The sequence below is a fragment of the Streptomyces lushanensis genome (genome assembly GCF_001700515.1).
GTDB lineage: Bacteria > Actinomycetota > Actinomycetes > Streptomycetales > Streptomycetaceae > Streptomyces > Streptomyces lushanensis.
Genome location: NZ_MAUD01000156.1, coordinates 1 through 14,918 on the forward strand (window position 1 = coordinate 1; position 14,918 = coordinate 14,918).

Annotated in this window: 13 protein-coding genes; 4 read left to right on the forward strand and 9 right to left on the reverse strand. The window is 70.9% G+C overall.

Translation table 11 applies throughout. From position 1 onward, the window contains the following. The 6 genes from BFF77_RS14445 to BFF77_RS14470 all read right to left on the reverse strand — a co-directional run. Window positions 1–575, reverse strand: a 575-nt coding sequence (locus BFF77_RS14445; protein WP_141698443.1) for an ATP-binding cassette domain-containing protein, incomplete at its 3' end; no start/stop codon positions are given. Then, complete coding sequence (locus BFF77_RS14450) at window positions 572–1,381, reverse strand: ABC transporter ATP-binding protein (protein ID WP_066948911.1); 810 nt, start codon at window positions 1,379–1,381, stop codon at window positions 572–574. The genes BFF77_RS14450 and BFF77_RS14445, both read right to left, overlap by 4 nt. A gap of 194 nt (window positions 1,382–1,575) precedes the next feature. Continuing rightward, a complete protein-coding gene (locus BFF77_RS14455) occupies window positions 1,576–2,559 on the reverse strand; it encodes an ABC transporter permease (protein ID WP_079125152.1) in 984 nt (327 codons plus the stop codon). After that, window positions 2,556–3,521 carry an ABC transporter permease gene (locus tag BFF77_RS14460; RefSeq protein ID WP_066948916.1) on the reverse strand — a complete coding sequence of 322 codons (966 nt, stop codon included), beginning with the start codon at window positions 3,519–3,521 and terminating at the stop codon, window positions 2,556–2,558. The genes BFF77_RS14455 and BFF77_RS14460 overlap by 4 nt, the downstream gene beginning before the upstream one ends. Before the next feature lie 103 nt (window positions 3,522–3,624). Next, a complete protein-coding gene (locus BFF77_RS14465; RefSeq protein ID WP_066948862.1) occupies window positions 3,625–5,142 on the reverse strand; it encodes an ABC transporter substrate-binding protein in 1,518 nt (505 codons plus the stop codon). 78 nt (window positions 5,143–5,220) lie between these two features. Beyond that, window positions 5,221–5,952 carry a DUF1684 domain-containing protein gene (locus BFF77_RS14470; RefSeq protein WP_066948865.1) on the reverse strand — a complete coding sequence of 244 codons (732 nt, stop codon included), beginning with the start codon at window positions 5,950–5,952 and terminating at the stop codon, window positions 5,221–5,223. 195 nt (window positions 5,953–6,147) lie between these two features. Between BFF77_RS14470 and BFF77_RS14475 the strand changes: the two genes are divergently transcribed. After that, window positions 6,148–6,750, forward strand: coding sequence for a TIGR03086 family metal-binding protein (locus tag BFF77_RS14475; protein ID WP_245703418.1), 603 nt, complete (start codon window positions 6,148–6,150; stop codon window positions 6,748–6,750). A 132-nt stretch (window positions 6,751–6,882) separates the two neighbouring features. Here the strand turns inward: BFF77_RS14475 and BFF77_RS14480 are convergent, their stop codons facing one another. Together BFF77_RS14480 and BFF77_RS14485 are read right to left on the reverse strand one after the other, a co-directional pair. Then, window positions 6,883–9,042 (reverse strand): hypothetical protein, encoded by a 2,160-nt coding sequence (locus BFF77_RS14480; RefSeq protein WP_066948869.1) that lies wholly within the window; start codon window positions 9,040–9,042, stop codon window positions 6,883–6,885. Between the two features lie 144 nt (window positions 9,043–9,186). Continuing rightward, a complete protein-coding gene (locus tag BFF77_RS14485; RefSeq protein ID WP_066948872.1) occupies window positions 9,187–9,588 on the reverse strand; it encodes a winged helix-turn-helix transcriptional regulator in 402 nt (133 codons plus the stop codon). Between the two features lie 83 nt (window positions 9,589–9,671). Here BFF77_RS14485 and BFF77_RS14490 point away from each other — a divergent pair, with 83 nt between their 5' ends. From BFF77_RS14490 to BFF77_RS14500, 3 genes are all read left to right on the forward strand, one after another. Further along, entirely contained in the window at window positions 9,672–11,216 is a 1,545-nt protein-coding gene (locus BFF77_RS14490; RefSeq protein ID WP_245703420.1) for an MFS transporter, read from the forward strand. Between the two features lie 176 nt (window positions 11,217–11,392). Beyond that, window positions 11,393–12,244: a chitosanase gene (locus BFF77_RS14495; RefSeq protein WP_425424373.1), complete on the forward strand. Its 852-nt coding sequence runs from the start codon at window positions 11,393–11,395 to the stop codon at window positions 12,242–12,244. 195 nt (window positions 12,245–12,439) lie between these two features. Further along, complete coding sequence (locus BFF77_RS14500; protein ID WP_066948875.1) at window positions 12,440–13,297, forward strand: chitosanase; 858 nt, start codon at window positions 12,440–12,442, stop codon at window positions 13,295–13,297. Between the two features lie 226 nt (window positions 13,298–13,523). Here BFF77_RS14500 and BFF77_RS14505 read toward each other — a convergent pair whose 3' ends face one another. Then, the gene (locus BFF77_RS14505; RefSeq protein ID WP_066948877.1) at window positions 13,524–14,912 is read right to left on the reverse strand and encodes an 8-oxoguanine deaminase; all 1,389 of its coding nucleotides are present in this window, start codon (window positions 14,910–14,912) and stop codon (window positions 13,524–13,526) included. Window positions 14,913–14,918: the final 6 nt, after the last annotated feature.

A 14,918-nucleotide genomic window follows, 5' to 3' on the forward strand; every position in this document is an offset into this window, starting at 1 on the left:
CCGCCGGAGAACTCGTGCGGATAGCGGCCGGCCGCGTCCGCGGGCAGACCGACGGCCTCCAGCGCGGCGGCGACCCGGGGATCGCCGCCGCCCCGGGACCGGCTCAGCCCGAGCGAGCGCAACGGCTCCGAGACGATCCCGCCGACCCGCTGACGGGGATCGAGCGACGAGTACGGGTCCTGGAAGACGCTCTGTACGCCACGGCGGAAGCGCCGCATCAACGCGCGGTCGCGAAGCCTGAGTTCATCGCCGTCGAACAGGATCCGTCCGCTCGTGGGCCGGGTGAGGCCCAGCAGCAGCCGGAGCACCGTGGTCTTGCCCGCGCCCGACTCGCCGACCAGTCCGATGCTGCGGCCCGCGGTGATGTCGAGCGAGACGCCGTGCAGTACGGGAGGCGAGCCGCGGTAGGCGAAGCCCGCGTCACGCGCGGCCAGGATCGCGACGTCCTCGGCCGACGGGTCCGGGACCGGGACCGGTGCGACGGGGGCCGCGGCGTTCGGTGCCGGTGCGACGGGCGCCGACGCGTTCGGGACCGGGGCGGTCGGGATCGGGCCGTTCGGGATCGGGGCGGTCATCGGACGATCCGTTCCAGTGCGCTTTCGAGGTGCCGGGCGCTGTCCACCAGATCCCGGGTGTACGGGTGCCGTGAGCGGCGCAGGATGTCGTCCACGCTCCCGGACTCGACGGCCGATCCGTCCTTGAGCACCAGCACATGGTCGGTCACGGCGGAGACGACCGCCAGGTCGTGGCTGACGAACAGCAGCGCCATGTCCCGCTGGGCGACCAGTCCGTCCAGCAGCGCGAGCACCTCCGCCTGAACGGTGACGTCCAGGGCGGTGGTGGGCTCGTCCGCGATCAGCAGGGCCGGTTCGCAGGCCAGGGCCATGGCGAGCGCCACCCGCTGGCGCTGTCCGCCGGAGATCTCGTGCGGATAGGCGCGGATGATCCGGTCCGGCTCGGGAAGCCGTACCTGGTCGAGCGACTCCTCCACCGCGCGGCGCAGCGCGGCTCCGCGCAGTCCGCGCCGGCGGCGCAGTGGCTCGGCGATCTGGCCGCCGATCCGCATCAGCGGGTCGAGCGCGGTGAGGGGCTCCTGGAAGACGACCGTGGCGGCCCGGCCGCGCAGACCGGTCAGCCGCTGCTCGGTCGCGCCGATGACCTCGGTGCCGATCCCGTCCGTGGCCGCCCTCAGGACAACACTGCCGGACGCGGTCATCCCGGGCGGCAGCAGGCCCAGTACGGCGAGCGCGGTGAGGGACTTGCCGGAGCCGGACTCGCCGACCAGTCCGAGCCGGGAGCCCGCGGCGATCGAGAACGAGAGGTCCGAGACCAGGGCGCGGCCCTGGTCGGTACGGATCGTGAGGCCGGTGACGTCGAGCACCTTGGCCTCGGGCGTCTCGGCCCCGGAGATCACCGCCCCGGGCGTCTCGACCTCGGCGGTCTTGGCCTCGGGGGTCTCGACCTCGGGCACCTTTCCGTCGATCTGTGTGTCGGGCACATGTGGGACGGGCCCATGTGTGCCGGACGCCTGTGGTTCGGGCATGTGTGGCTCCGGCATGGAGGGATCGGGCACGTTCATCGGGTCCTCCGCCGGGTCGGGTCCAGCGCGTCGCGCAGTCCGTCGGCGATCAGATTGACTCCGACGACCAGCATGACCAGCAGCACTCCGGGAGCGATGACTCCGGTGGGAGCGGTGAACACGGTCGCCTGTGCCTCGTGGAGCATCCGTCCCCAGGAGGCGTTCGGCGGCGGGGCGCCGAGCCCCAGGAACGACAGGCTCGCCTCCGTCATCACGGCGAGCCCGAACTGCTGGGCGAGATTCACCACCAGGGTGGGCCAGATGTTCGGCAGCACATGGCCGGTGATCACACGGGGCCAGGACGTTCCCGAGGTACGGGCCGCCGTGATGTAGTCCTGGGCCAGCACCCGCTTGACCAGGATCCGGGTCAGCCGGGCCACCACCGCGGTCATCGCGAACCCGATGGCGAGGACGGCCGAACTGAGCGAGGCGGACCGGGCCGCGACCATCAGCATGGCCAGCAGCAGCGTGGGAAAGGCGATCAGCACATCCAGCAGCGTGGAGAGCGTGTCGTCCAGCCAGCGGGTGGCGAAGCCGGCGGCCAGTCCGGCGCAGAGCCCGAGAGCGGTTCCGATCGCGATCGCGCCGAGACCGGCCTCCAGGGCGATACGCGCGCCGGTCATGAGCTGGGTGAGCAGATCACGGCCGAGCTTGTCGGTTCCCAGGAGATGCGGCAGACCCGGTGACATCAGCCGGCCGCCGGTGGTGTCGTCGGGCGCGTACGGCACCCAGAACAGGGAGACCAGCGCGACCGCGACGATCAGTCCCACAAGGACACAGCCCGCCACCAGCGCGGGTGAGCGCCGTCTCCGTACGGGCACCGAAGCCGCGCCGGGCCTGCCGGACCTGCCGGGCCCGCCGGGCTCCTCACCTGTGTCGGGAGCCGTCTTCGTGAGCTCGACAGCCGTCGGCTCCTCCGTGATCGGCTCGTCCCTGATCGGCTCGTCCGTGGTCGGCTCGTCCGTGGTCCGCTCGCTCATCGGGCACCTCCCGACAGCCGGCCCCGCAGCCGGGGATCGATCAGCCGCTGGGCCACATCGCTCAGGAATCCGATGACGAGCACCGCGAACGTGCTCACGAAGAGCACACCCTGGACCGTCGGATAGTCGTGCTGGGCGACCGCCTGGGCGAGCAGACTGCCCAGCCCGGGCAGCGCGAACACCGTCTCGACCACCACCGCGCCGAGCAGTGTCGTGGCGAGCTCGATACCGAGGACCGAGACGACCGGTACGGCGCCGTTGCGCATTCCATGGCGCCACATCGCACGGTTGAAGGACGAGCCGAGCGCCCTGGCCGTGCGCAAGTAGTCGCTGCCGAGGACATCGAGGGCGGCGGACCGTACGTACCGGACGAGCGAGGCGGACATCACCAGGGCGACGGTGATCACCGGCAGGGCCAGCGAGGTCAGCGCTTCTCCCGGCAGCGCCCAGCCGTCCTGCGGAAAGCCGCCGGCGGGCAGTACGCCCAGGCGCAGCGCGAACACGGTGATGAGGATCATCCCGATCCAGAAGACCGGTACGGCGATGCCCAGTTGGGAGATTCCGTTGATGAGCGTGCCGTACCAGGTGGCCGACCGGCGGGCGGCGACGAAGCCGACGGGAACCGCGATCACCACGGCCAGCAGGAAGGAGAGCAGCGTCAGCGGGACGGTGACATCGAGCCGGGAGGTGATCTCGGGGCCGACCGGCAGTGAGCTGATGAACGAGTTCCCCAGGTCGAAGGTGGCCAGTTGGCCGAGCCAGGTGACGAACTGCTCGGGCAGCGGGCGGTCCGAGCCGATCTCATGACGGGCCGCGGCGATCTGCTCAGGAGTGGCGCCGACGGAGAGCAGGGAGTTCGCGGGATCACCGGGCAGCAGCCGTAGCAGCAGGAAGATCACCACGCCGGCCAGGAACAGGGAGCCGGCCAGGAAGGCCAGCCGCCGCAGCAGGTACGAGATCATCAGGGAGGAGGACCGATCGACGGAAGCGGGGATATCGACCACGGCGGAGGCGCCGCCGTACGGACCTGGTGGGGCGACCGGGCCCGTACGGCGGCGCGGATCATCAGCTCTTCTTGATGCCGTAGGCGTAGAACTGCGAGTTGAGACCGTTGAGCGGGTAGCCCGACAGCTTGGTGGAGGCCACCACGATCTGCGGGTAGAGGTAGAGCCAGTCGCTGGCCGCGTCCTGTGCGATCTGGTTGTTGACCTTCTTCAGCAGCGCCGTCTGCTCGTCGGTGGTGTCCGACTGCTCGGCCTGCTTCACCCACTCGCTGACCTGCTTGTCGTCATAGCCCCAGTAGAAGTCCGGGTCTCCGTACCAGACGATGTCGCGGTCGTTGACATGCTCCTGGAGCGTCGCGCTGAAGTCGTGGTTCTTGTAGACCTTGGTGTACCACTCGTCCGGCGTGATGATGTTGATCTTGACATTGATTCCGACCTTGGCCAGCTCCGACTTGATGAAGGTGGCCGCCGTCGGGTGCGGGTCGTAGTTCGGCGTGTCGAGCGTGAAGTCGAAGCCCTTGGCGTAGCCGGCATCGGCGAGCTGCTTCTTGGCGAGCGTCACGTCGTACGGATTGACCTGGGTGAGGTCCTCGTACCAGGGGTCGGTCGGCGGGACCATCGAGCCGATCAGCGTGCCGTGGTCGCCCCACACCGACTGGAGCAGCTTCTTGTTGTCGATCGCCGAGCTGACGGCCTTGCGGACCTTGACGTTGTCGAAGGGCTTGACCTTGTCGTTGAAGGCCAGCAGCAGCTTGGTGGTCGACTTGCCGTCGTTGACCTTGTAGGCCGGGTTGCTCTTGAACTGGTCGAGGGCGTCAGGGCTCTGCTCGCTGGTCACCACGTCCACGGCGTTGGTGAGCAGCGCGTTGTTGAGCGCGGTGGCGTCCTTGTAGTAGTGGAAGACGACCTTCTCGTTGGTCGCGGGCGTTCCCCAGTAGCCCGCGTAGCGCTCCAGGCTGAGCGCGGAGCCCCGTGTCCACTTGTCCAGCTTGTACGGTCCGCTGCCGTCCTCCGAGGTCTTGAGGTCCTTGGCCTCGGAGTTGACGATCCACACATAGCTGAGATTGTAGACGAACGAGATCGACTTGGACGAGAGCGTCACCTCGACCGTGGCCGGGTCGGGCGTCGCGATCGACTTGATCATGTCGAAGCTGCTCTTGCGCGCCGACTGGGAGTTCTCTGCGGTCACCTTCTCGATGCTGTACTTCACATCCGCGGAGGTGAGCTTCTTGCCCGAGTGGAAGGTGACGCCGTCGCGCAGCGTGAAGGTGTACGTGAGGCCGTCCGGGCTGACGGTGTAGTCCTTGGCGAGCTGCTTCTCGACCTCGCCGGTGTCGGTGAGCCGGAACAGCCCTTCGTAGACATTGCCGTTGAGCGCCTCCGTCACGCCCTGGCCGCCGCCTCCGGTGTTGTCCAGATTCTGCGGTTCGTAGAGCGATCCGACGCCGACCGTGGCGTTCTTGTCGTACGAACCTGAGGGCGCGCTGCTCTTGCTGTCGGTCCCGGAGCCGCAGGCGGTGAGGGCCAGGGACAGGGTGACCGCCAGGGTGCCGCCGAGCAGCGGTACGGACTTTCTCATCTCTTCTACTCCTGATCAACGGCCGGACGAAAGGTCCCGCGAAGGGTGACCGGTCCGGCTGTGGTGCCGTGGGTGAGCTCAGTGGACGGCGTAGCCGCCACGGAAGACCGGGACCTTCTCGCCCGCCTCGACGGGCAGGTGCAGCCGGTTCTGCCGTGGCGGCAACGGACAGTTGTACTGAGCGGAGAAGCCGCACGGCGGCACGAAGGCGCGGTTGAAGTCGAGTGTCACCGTCTCGCTCTTCCCTTCACGCGGGACGAACAGGAAGCGGCCCGCGCCGTAAGTGTCCGTGCCGTTGGTCGGATCACCGAAGACCAGAAGAAGCGTTCCGTCGTCGTCGAAGGCCGACAGCGTGTAGTCCACACCGTCCAGTGTGACGTCGATGTCGCCGGGGACGACCAGTTCCCGGCTGCCTCCGCTGTCCCGGATGTGCTCGAACGGCACGCGCCGGTCGGCGGAGACGGAGGTGAAGGCGGCCTCGACCACCCAGTCCGGACGGAACGGATACGTCTCGACATGTGAGAAGTGCCGCACGGCCGGGGCGTCGGCGTCCCAGAACCGCAGTGCGTGCTCCGGCTCACCGGTGTGGAGATTGGTCCGCGCCACTGTGGTGACCGTCACACCGTCGGACGGGGCGACTCGCGCCGACTCCTCGGCCGCGTCGGCCCCGGGAGCCAGCCAACGGGTCTCCACCAGCGCCAGATTGCCGAGCGGCCCGCTCACGGCGGCCTGCCGTGAGGCACGCCAGGCGTCAAAACCAGCCTGTGCGGCGGCTATGGCCGCCACGGAAGCACGGGTTTGTACGGACATGCGTAACTCGCTCCGGTCTGCGTAAAAGGTTCGATCCGGCGCGCGTTGTCGCTGTCGGGTCTGGAACGAATGGATCGTACATGCGAGGGATCATTTCCAGCCATAATTGACCATCCTTCGAGACAGCCGTCCCAAATCCGTCCCGGCCGATGAGTTCCGGTGGCCGGGGCGGTCCACCGCTGTATGGAAACGAACATGAAGGCCGACCCGTTCGACCTCGGTCCTGTCTGCCGGGCCGTGGCCGGGCTGCTGGGCGGTATCAGTGAGGAACAGCTCGCCGGACCCACGCCCTGTCCCGCGTACACCGTGCGGGAGGTGCTCGGGCATCTCGCCGGGCTCACCGTGGCGTTCCGGGACGCGGCACGCAAGGAGCTGGGGCCGACGACGGACACGTCGCCGAACGCCGCTCTGCCCGTGCTGCCCGACGACTGGCGCACCGTGCTGCCCCGGCGGCTCGACGAACTGGCGGAGGCATGGCGCTCGCCCGAGGCATGGCAGGGCGGCACACGGGTCGGCGGTGTCGAGCTGCCGGGTGAGGTGGCGGCGGTCGTGGCACTCAACGAGGTCCAGATCCACGGCTGGGACCTCGCTCGGAGCACCGGACAGGAGTACGCGCCGGACGAGACGAGCCTGCGGGTGTCCTACGCGATGCTGATCACGGCGGCGCGAGCGGCCGAGGAGGATCCGGCCCCCGAGGGGCTGTTCGGCCCGCCTGTCGAACTGCCGGAGGAGGCCCCGCTGCTGGACCGGGTGATCGGCCTGAGCGGCCGTCGCCCCGACTGGCGGCCGGGCATGTGAACGGGCGGGTCCGGACCACCCGCCCGGAGGTCGGGGGGCCTCACGGTCGACCGGTCCGGACCCGCTCCCGGGGGCGTTGTGACCCTGGGCCGTCCCGGTGGCCGGCGCCATGACCAGCGCCGGCCGCCGGGCTCAGTCGGTCGTGGACGGGGCCGGCGCGGGACCGGCGGATATGGCTCCGGCCGTGCGGAGCAGTGCGCGGGCGGCTTCCTGGAAGCGGGCGTCCGTCTCGGCCGCGCTCCCGGAGCGGCCAGGGCACCAGACACGGCGGTCGCGCTCCGCCAGGACGGTGAGGCGGTCGAGATGCGGCCGTGGCAGGCTTGCGGGCCCAAGGGCCGCGAGCACGTCCAGGGCTCCCATCGCGTCGGCGTCGCGCTCGGCGGAGATCAGGGCCGCGTCCGCCAGAGCCGTACGGTCCTGGCCCGACGGATCCACGGCGAGCAGGGCCAGAGCCGTCGACGGTGCCCGCTCCGGGACGGCCAGTCCGTCCTCCAGGGCCGGGCGCAGCGAGGCGGCGGCCGGGCCGAGGAGCGCGGCGGCCCTCGCCGCGCGCACGGCCGTCCAGCGCATCCACTCGCAGTCCGTCCGCGCCAGCACGCGCGCGATCACGGGCACGGCCTCCTCCGGGTCGCCGGTCAGCCGCCACAGCGCGAGCGCGATCTCCAGATCGGCGTCCATCCGGGGGCTCGTCGTACGGTCCTCGTCCGTGGCGAGGGCCGATCGGAGCAAGGGCAGCAGTACGGCGCGGTCCAGGTCCGGGCCGTCGACGGCGCGGGCCGCCTCCCGCAGCCGGGTCAGATCACGGCCGGACAGCTCGACGGCGAGAAGCGTCAGCAACGGCCCGCTGTCGCCGGTGATCCCGCGCAGTGCGCGCGCCGCCGCCGAGCGTCCCTCCTCGGGCCCCGACACGGCGGCCTCACGCAGCGGTCCGGCGGCCTTGGCGGGATCGGCCGCCGCCAGCGCGCGCGGCACGAGGACCGGGAACGTCTCCAGCACCGCGAGGAGTTCGGGGAACGCGGGCGCGGCGCGCTCGCCCCAACCGGTCAGCAGCCAGGTGAGCCGGATCGGCTCGTTCCCGGCCAGATCCGGATCGGTCAGCCGGGCCCGTACGGCGGTCAGCAGCTCCGGGTGGTACGGGATCGGCTCGACGCCCTCGCCGTCCCGGAAACGGCAGGCCGCGCCGAGAGCCGTGGGCCGTTCCGGCAGATCACGCGCGAGCAGTGGCGTCGCCCGCTCCGGGTCGATCCGGACGAGCGAGGCGAGGGCGCGGTCCGCGAGATCGCCGCCGCCGGAGGCGAGGGCGGACAGCGCGGGAGCGGCCGGCGCCGCGTACACGCCCAGCTTGTCCACGACGGTGAGTGCCGGGCGCGCCGAGGACGGTTCCTCCAGCAGGCGGATCAGCGGCCCCGCGAGCCGGGGCGCGGCCTCACGGGAGCAGTCGCACGCCTCTTCCGCCGCCCACAGGGCCTCCGCCCGTGCCTCGGCGTCCGGGGAACGGAGCGCGGCGTCGAGCAGGGAGAGCGCCGCCTCACGGTCGGCGGCGGTTCCCCGCCCCAGCAGGGTGTCCACGATGTGCCGGAGGGGCTCCGCGCGGTCCTCGTCGAAGCGGTCGGCGACCAGCGGGCGGAGCGGAAGCAGCGACAGCACGGCGTCGTGGTGCACGGAGGTCCAGGGCAGTCCGGCGTCCAGACAGCCGAGGACGGCGGCGATCCGCAGCTCCGCCGGCTCCCCGGCGTCGAGGCCCGCCGTCACCGCGGACGCGGCGCCCGCCGGGTCGAGCAGCGCCGTCGCGGCCAGCAGTTCGGCCCGTACGAGCGGGTCCTCCTCGCGCTCGCCGCACCGCCGCAGCACCGGAAGGACCGGCTCCGCCGCTCCCGTCCTGGCCGCCGTCCAGACCGCCGCCTGGCGCAGCCGCGCGTCGTCCGCCTCCACGAACGGCAGGATCAGCGGCAGCTGGGCGACGACGGCCGCCCGACAGCCGCCGGCCGCCTCGCCGTCCCGCTCGTCCTCGCTCTCGGCTATCCCGCCCAGCAGAACCAGCAGTTCGAGGCTCTGGACGCCGGCGGCGGCCAGCCCGGCCAGATAGGGCACGGAGTGGGCGGTGGCCTCGTACACCGAGCCCTGGTGGAAGATGCTGCCGTACAGCTCGCCCAGCGCCGACGACACCTCCTCCTCGTCCTCGCTCGCCAGCCCCCGCAGCAGCGCGGGCACATCCTCCGCACTGCCGTAGGCGTGCTCGAACTCAGCCCACGGCCGGGCGTCGAGATCGGTGAATACCTGTACGAGATCCATGCCCGAGATCGTGCCACGGGGGTCTGACAACGCCCGTCCGCCGCCCGATCCGGGCCCCGGCACCGGGTGCCCCGGACCGCGTTCGGACCGACTCGGACCGCCTTCGGACCACCTTCGGACCGTCAAGGACCGCGTCACACGGCGTCAGACCGCGTCCGGACCGTGCCCGTGCGCCTCGTCGTACGCCGCCCGTGACTCGGCAACCGTCACCCGGTGGCGCTCGGCCCAGTCCGTCAGCCCCAGCAGCGAGGCGTGCAGTTCGCGGGCCACCGCCGTCAGTTCGTACTCGACCCTGGGCGGAACCGTCGGAAACACCGTACGGATCAGCAGCCCGTCACGCTCCAGGTTGCGCAGCGTCAGGGTCAGCATCCGCCGGCTGATGCCCTCGATGGAGCGCTCCAGTTCCGTGAAGCGGATCGGTCCCTGGGCGGCGGCGACGATGATCAGGACGCTCCACTTCCCGGCGACCCTGTCAAGAACCTCCCGCATCGGGCACGCCTGCGCGTGCATGAGCTGGGTCGTTACACGCGTGTTCCCCTGGGACATCCGAGTGCCTCCTTACCGGCGGACTGTACGGCCGCCCACGATGAGCCCGTTACATATCGTGCACCTTTGGAGGTCCGAAGCCCATGGCCAGGGTCGTACCACCCGCTCGCCACTCCCGCTGGACAGCGCTGACCGTGCTGTGCGCGGGAACCCTGATGACCGTTCTCGACGGCAGTGTCGTCACCGTGGCGATGCCCGCGATCCAGTCCGACCTCGGCTTCTCGCCGGCCGGTCTCGCCTGGGTCGTCAACGCCTATCTCATCGCCTTCGCCGGACTCCTGCTGCTGGCGGGACGGCTCGGTGATCTCATCGGCAGACGGCGGACGTTCGTCTCAGGACTCGCCGTGTTCACCGCCGCCTCACTGCTCTGCGGACTCGCCACCGGCCCCGGGACCCTGATCGCCGCGCGCTTTCTCCAGGGCGTCGGAGGAGCGATGACCTCGGCGGTCGTCCTGGGGATGCTGGTGGCACTCTTCGAGGAGGGCCGTGACCGGGCCAGGGCCATCGCCGTGTTCAGCGCGGTCGGTGCCGCGGGCGGCGCGCTCGGCACCTTTCTCGGCGGCGCCCTCACCTCGGCACTCGGCTGGCACTCGATCTTCCTGATCAATCTGCCGATCGGCGTGGCCGCGCTGGTCGCTGCCGTGCGCGTACTGGAGAACGACCGCGGGCAGGGCCTCGGCAAGGGCGCCGACTACCCGGGCGCGGTGCTGGTCACGGCGGCGCTGATGCTCGGTGTCCACACCATCGTCAAGGCCGCCGACCACGGCTGGACGTCCATCCGTACGCTCGGGTTCGGCGGACTCTCCGTACTGCTGCTCGCGGGCTTCGCCGTCCGGCAGGCGCACACGGCCGATCCCCTGCTGCGTCCACGGCTGCTGCGCTCACGGACCCTGGTCGGCGCGAATCTCGTCCAGCTTCTGATGGTCGCCGGGATGTTCACCTTCCAGTACCTCGGCGCGCTCTACATCCAGCGGGTGCTGGGCTACGACGCGCTGCTGACGGGCATCGCGTTCCTGCCCGCCCCGGTCGTCATCGGGGTGCTGATGCTCGGCCTCTCGGCACGGGTGACCGTGCGGTTCGGGCCGCGGCGCGTGCTGTGCGCGGGGCTCGTGCTGATCGTCGCCGGGCTGGCGCTGTTCGGGCGGGCGCCCGCGGACGGTACGTACGCCGTCGACGTGCTGCCCGTGATGCTGCTGCTCGGCGTCGGCTTCGGTCTCGCCATGCCGGCGCTCACGGGCCTGGCGATGGCGGACGTACGGCCGCAGGACGGCGGTCTCGCGTCGGGGCTGTTCAACACCGGCCAGGTGGTGGGCGGTGCGCTCGGTCTCGCCGTCGCCACGACGCTCGCCTCCGGCCGGACGAGCGAGCTGCTCAAAGCGGGTGACGACGCGGTCCCGGCACTGAGCGACGGCTACCGGCTCGCGTTCCGTACGGCGGCGGGCGTGGCCGTGGCGGCGCTCGCGGTGGCGGCGGTCCTCCTCCGTACGGAGAAGCCACGCGGGGACAGCCCGCGTGAGGAGGAGCGGCGCGAGGAGGAGCCGCGTGAGGAGAAGGCGCGTGAGGAGAAGGCGCGAACCCCCGCTCCGCAGGCCACGGTTCACCCGCCGTCCATCACCCATACGGGATGATCCCGGACCACTCACGTAATCTCATGATCCGGCCGGTACACGCTCGGTGTCCGGTACGCGTACGCACCCGGGACCCGGTGCGCACGCGGGATCCGGCGCACACCAGGGGGAAGGGCCCGTACGTGATCCACGCGCTCCGCCGACTGCTGCCCTTCCTGTTGGCGCCGCTGCTCGCGCTGTGCGCCGCGTGCGCCTCCGCCCCCGCGAGCCCCACCGGCCCCGGTGGATCCGGATCCGGCGGGGCGAGCGGCTCGGGTGGACCCGGTGGAACCGGCAGCCCCGGTGGATCCGCCTCCTCCGCCACACCGGCCGGGCTGGACGATCCGGCGAAGAAGGACCTCGCGATGCGGCTCGTCTCCAGCGCGGAGAACTCCTCGCTGGACTGGAAGGCCCAGTACGGCTACATCGAGGACATCGGCGACGGCCGCGGCTACACCGCCGGCATCGTCGGATTCTGCTCCGGCTGCGGCGATCTCCTCCTCGTTGTCCAGCGGTACACCGACGCGCGTCCCGGCAACGCCCTGGAGCGTTTCCTCCCCGCGCTGCGCGCGGTCCGGGGCGGCGCGTCCCACGAGGGACTCGGCCGCGCCTTCACCGACGCCTGGCGGAAGGCGGCCGGGGATCCCGCTCTGCGCGGAGCCCAGGACGCGGAGCGCGACCGGGTCTACTTCGACCCGGCCGTCACCCGGGCGAAGGCCGACGGCCTCGGCACGCTCGGTCAGTTCATCTACTTCGACGCCTATGTGATGCACGGCTACGGCGACGGCAGGGGCGAGGCCGGCTTCCGTACGATCCGCGAACAGGCCCTGCGCGAGGCCGCGCCGCCCGCGCGCGGCGGCGACGAGAGGGAGTATCTCGACGCGTTCCTGGACGCGCGGGTCGCCGCCATGCGCGACGAGCCGTCCCACACGGACATCGGCCGCGTCGAGACGGCCCAGCGGATCTTCCTCGACCGGGGCAATCTGGATCTGGATCCGCCGCTCGACTGGACGGTGTACGGCGACCGCTACCGCATCGCCGCGAAGTAGCGACCGGCCCGCCGCGCGCCGCCGCGCCTCCCGCGGCGGCGCGGTCGGGCATCCGCGCGATCGGGCATCCGCGCGGTCGAATTGCCGCCAACTGTCGGCTGCTCACTCCTTCTTCACATCCGAACGGGTATACGCCACCCCCCGCCTTTGGTAGGAAAGCTTCCTAACAGATAAGCGCAACCAGGAACTCTCCCCATGGAGGTCAGGGTGCCCACCCCCCACGTACGCACTGTTCTGCTCGCACTGACACTGATCGCCGTTCCTCTCACGGCCACCACCACCGCGAACGCGGCACCGGAGCCCGCCACCGGCCGCGCCGCCCTCGCGCCCTCCGCCGCCGCGGCGACGGGACTCGACGACCCGGCGAAGAAGGAGATCGCCATGCAGCTCGTCTCCAGCGCGGAGAACTCCTCGCTGGACTGGAAGGCCCAGTACAGCTACATCGAGGACATCGGCGACGGCCGCGGCTACACCGCCGGCATCATCGGATTCTGCTCCGGTACGGGCGACATGCTGGACCTGGTCGAGCTGTACACCAGCCGCAAGCCGGGCAATCCGCTCGCCTCGTATCTGCCCGCCCTGCGGAAGGTCGACGGCACGGACTCGCACCAGGGCCTCGACCCGGGCTTCACCTCGGCCTGGAAGCAGGCGGCCAAGGACTCCGCGTTCAAGACCGCGCAGAACGACGAACGCGACCGGGTCTACTTCAACCCGGCCGTGAGCCGCGCCAAGCAGGACAAGCTCGGCACCCTCGGACAGTTCGCGTACTACGACGCCATCGTGATGCACGGTGACGGCGGCGACAGCACCAGCTTCAGCAGTATCCGCAAGCGCGCGCTGGCCAAGGCGAAGACGCCGGCCCAGGGCGGCGACGAGAAGCAGTATCTGCACGCCTTCCTCGACGCCCGGGTATGGGCGATGAAGCAGGAGGAGGCGCACGAGGACACCAGCCGGGTGGACACCGCGCAGCGGGTGTTCCTCAACAAGGGCAATCTGAACCTGGACCCGCCGCTGGACTGGAAGGTCTACGGCGACAGCTTCCACATCGGCTGAACGGGACCAGCTGAACGCGCCGGTCCGTGAGGTGTGATCGGCGGTGGGACGACGGGTACGGCGCCTGCTTCACGGCGCCGTACCCGTACCCGTTCCGTACGCGTTCCGTACGCGTTCCCGTTCCGTTCCCGGACTCGGACCCGTACGCGTTGCCGTTCCCGTACAGGTACGCGTATTCGGACCCGTTCCCGCACCCGCCTCCTCGTGCCGCGCGGCGGCCGGACGGTCAGCCCTTCGCCGGTCGGCCCTCCGCCGCGATCCGCGCCAGGCGCCGCGCCTCGCCCCGTGTCTCGCGGGCGACGGCGTCCTCGTCCACCCTGGTCAGACGGTTGTCCTCGACCACGGACACTCCGTTGACCAGCGAGAGCGTGACGGGCGCGGCGGCGCCGAGGACCAGTGCGGCGACCGGGTCCGCGATCGAGGCGTGGGCGAGCGTGTCCAGCTTCCAGAGCACCAGATCGGCGAGCTTGCCCGCCTCGACCGACCCGATCTGATCGGCCCGGCCGAGGACCTGGGCGCCGCCGTACGTACCGAGCCGCAGCGCCTGACGCGCGTTCAGGGCGCTCTCGCCGCGCTCACCGAGACGGTTGATCAGCAGCGCGTTGCGCAACTCGGTGTGCAGTTCGCCCGACTCGTTCGAGGCGGTGCCGTCGACACCGAGACCGACCGGGACACCCGCCGCGAGCATGTCCGGGACCCTGGCGATTCCGGCGGCGAGCCGGGCGTTGGAGGACGGGCAGTGCGCGACGCCCGTACCCGTACGCGCGAACGCGGCGATGTCGGAGTCGTTCATATGGACGCAATGGGCCATCCATACGTCGGAGCCGAGCCAGCCGGTCGACTCGAAGTAGTCCGTCGGGCCCAGACCGAACAGTTCCTTGCAGAACTGCTCCTCCTCCACGGTCTCACTCCCGTGCGTGTGCAGTCTCACGCCCTTGCGGCGGGCCAGCTCCGCGCTCCGCCGGAGCAGCTCGGTGGAGACCGAGAACGGCGAGCAGGGGGCGACGGCGATCTGCGTCATCGCGTCGAACGCGGTGTCGTGGTGGCGGTCGATGGTCTCCTCGGTGGCGGCGAGCGCGCCGTCGAGGGATTCGACGGCGAAGTCCGGGGGCAGTCCGCCGTCCGAGGTCCCGCGGTCCATGGAGCCACGCGCGAGGGTGAACCGTACGCCCGTCTCCGCGGCGGCCCCGATGATCGCGCCCGACAGATCGCCCGTGCCGCGCGGATAGACGTAGTGGTGGTCCATGGCCGTGGTGACACCGCCACGGGCCATCATCGCGAGGGAGCCGCGCGCCGCCGCCCTTACCATCGGCTCGTCCATCCGCGCCCAGACCGGATAGAGCGCCACCAGCCAGTCGAAGAGATTGTGGTCGGTGGCGAGCCCCCGGGTGATCCACTGGTAGAAGTGGTGGTGCGCATTGACCAGGCCCGGGGTGAGGAGATGGCCGGTGCCGTCGACACGGCGGACCACCCGCTCCACGGCCGGGGCCGGGCCGGGGCCGACCGACTCGATCCGGTTGCCCGCGACGACGACATGTCCCGAGGCGTACTCGGTGTCACGCGCGTCCACGGTCGCGATGGCGCAGTTCTCGATGACGATGCGCGAAGCCGCCATGGCGGT

What these genes read in the sequence shown, in the direction of transcription:
- BFF77_RS14480 (WP_066948869.1), bottom strand. Translation starts at nt 9,042, where the DNA reads ATGGATCTCGTACAGGTATTCACCGATCTCGACGCCCGGCCGTGGGCT.
- BFF77_RS14460 (WP_066948916.1), bottom strand. Translation starts at nt 3,521, where the DNA reads ATGATCTCGTACCTGCTGCGGCGGCTGGCCTTCCTGGCCGGCTCCCTG.
- BFF77_RS14485 (WP_066948872.1), bottom strand. Translation starts at nt 9,588, where the DNA reads ATGTCCCAGGGGAACACGCGTGTAACGACCCAGCTCATGCACGCGCAG.
- BFF77_RS14455 (WP_079125152.1), bottom strand. Translation starts at nt 2,559, where the DNA reads ATGAGCGAGCGGACCACGGACGAGCCGACCACGGACGAGCCGATCAGG.
- BFF77_RS14505 (WP_066948877.1), bottom strand. Translation starts at nt 14,912, where the DNA reads ATGGCGGCTTCGCGCATCGTCATCGAGAACTGCGCCATCGCGACCGTG.
- BFF77_RS14465 (WP_066948862.1), bottom strand. Translation starts at nt 5,142, where the DNA reads ATGAGAAAGTCCGTACCGCTGCTCGGCGGCACCCTGGCGGTCACCCTG.
- BFF77_RS14475 (WP_245703418.1), top strand. Translation starts at nt 6,148, where the DNA reads ATGAAGGCCGACCCGTTCGACCTCGGTCCTGTCTGCCGGGCCGTGGCC.
- BFF77_RS14470 (WP_066948865.1), bottom strand. Translation starts at nt 5,952, where the DNA reads ATGTCCGTACAAACCCGTGCTTCCGTGGCGGCCATAGCCGCCGCACAG.
- BFF77_RS14500 (WP_066948875.1), top strand. Translation starts at nt 12,440, where the DNA reads ATGGAGGTCAGGGTGCCCACCCCCCACGTACGCACTGTTCTGCTCGCA.
- BFF77_RS14490 (WP_245703420.1), top strand. Translation starts at nt 9,672, where the DNA reads ATGGCCAGGGTCGTACCACCCGCTCGCCACTCCCGCTGGACAGCGCTG.